Here is a 988-nt window from a genome sequence, read left to right on the forward strand (position 1 = left end):
TCGGGCGGCCACTTCGCGTCCCGCCCGGCCTACCCGCCGGCGCGGCGGCGCATCATGACGCCGTCGGCTGCCAGGCCGACGGCATCGCCACGGAGCCGGGCCCGCGACGGCGCGCCCCGCCTCCGGCTCCCAGCGGAGATTGACGCCGATGAGCAGTGCAGACTTGCCGAGCCTGCTTCCCGAGATGCTGCCGCGGCTGTGGGCCTTCGCCCTGCGCCTGGCCGGCGACCAGCACGACGCCGAGGACCTGGTGCAGCGCGCCTGCGTGCGCGCGCTCGAACGCGCCCACCAGTTGCAGCCCGATACCGCGCCGCTGAGCTGGATGTTCTCGATCGTCCACACCACCTGGCTCAACGAGCTGCGCTCGCGCGGCGTGCGCCGTCGCGCCAGCTTCGACTGGGACGACGACCTGATCGAGAACCTGCCCGATCCCTCGGGCCAGACGCCCGAATCGGCGCTGATGCACGAGCAGGTGATCGCCGCGGTCGAGCGGCTGCCCGAGGCGCAGCGCGTGGTGATGCTGCTGGTGGCCGTGGAAGGCCTCAGCTACCAGGAAGCGGCCGACGTGCTGGAGATTCCGATCGGCACCGTGATGAGCCGCCTGTCGCGCGCGCGCCAGGCGATCGGCGCGCGCTTCGCGCCGCGTCGCGCGCCGTCTCGCGCGGCCACCACGCCCGGGGATACGCTGGCATGAAAGTCGACGAAACCCTGCTGATCGCCTATACCGACGGTACCCTGCCGCCCTCGCAATGGGCCGGCGTGGCCTCGCTGGTGGCCACCTCGGCCGAGGCCGCGCGCATCGTGCGCCTGCTGCGCGCCTCCAAGCTCGATTACCGCGCCGCGTTCGAGGCGCAGGCCTTGCCGCCGCTGCCCAGCGCGCTCGCGCTCGACCTCGACCGGCTGATCGACGCGCATCGCGATCGCGACGAAGCGCCCGGCGCGGCGAGAGCCGTCGAGGCTTCGCCGAATACCGCGCAACGGGCGCCTT

The 988-nt window shown here is 73.2% G+C and carries 1 protein-coding gene and 1 pseudogene; both read left to right on the forward strand.

What is annotated here, in order from left to right; translation table 11 throughout:
* Window positions 1-148: 148 nt before the first annotated feature.
* Window positions 149-694 carry an RNA polymerase sigma factor gene (locus F3J10_RS35740; protein WP_013697261.1) on the forward strand — a complete coding sequence of 182 codons (546 nt, stop codon included), beginning with the start codon at window positions 149-151 and terminating at the stop codon, window positions 692-694.
* A pseudogene (locus F3J10_RS35745) lies at window positions 691-988 on the forward strand (anti-sigma factor); the annotation flags it as partial. The gene F3J10_RS35740 and the pseudogene F3J10_RS35745, both read left to right, overlap by 4 nt.

It is taken from the genome of Burkholderia sp. Cy-637, assembly GCF_011753175.1.
GTDB classification, from domain to species: Bacteria; Pseudomonadota; Gammaproteobacteria; order Burkholderiales; family Burkholderiaceae; genus Burkholderia; species Burkholderia gladioli.

Coding starts and splice junctions, on each gene's coding strand:
- F3J10_RS35740 (WP_013697261.1), top strand. CDS start 149: ATGAGCAGTGCAGACTTGCCGAGCCTGCTTCCCGAGATGCTGCCGCGG.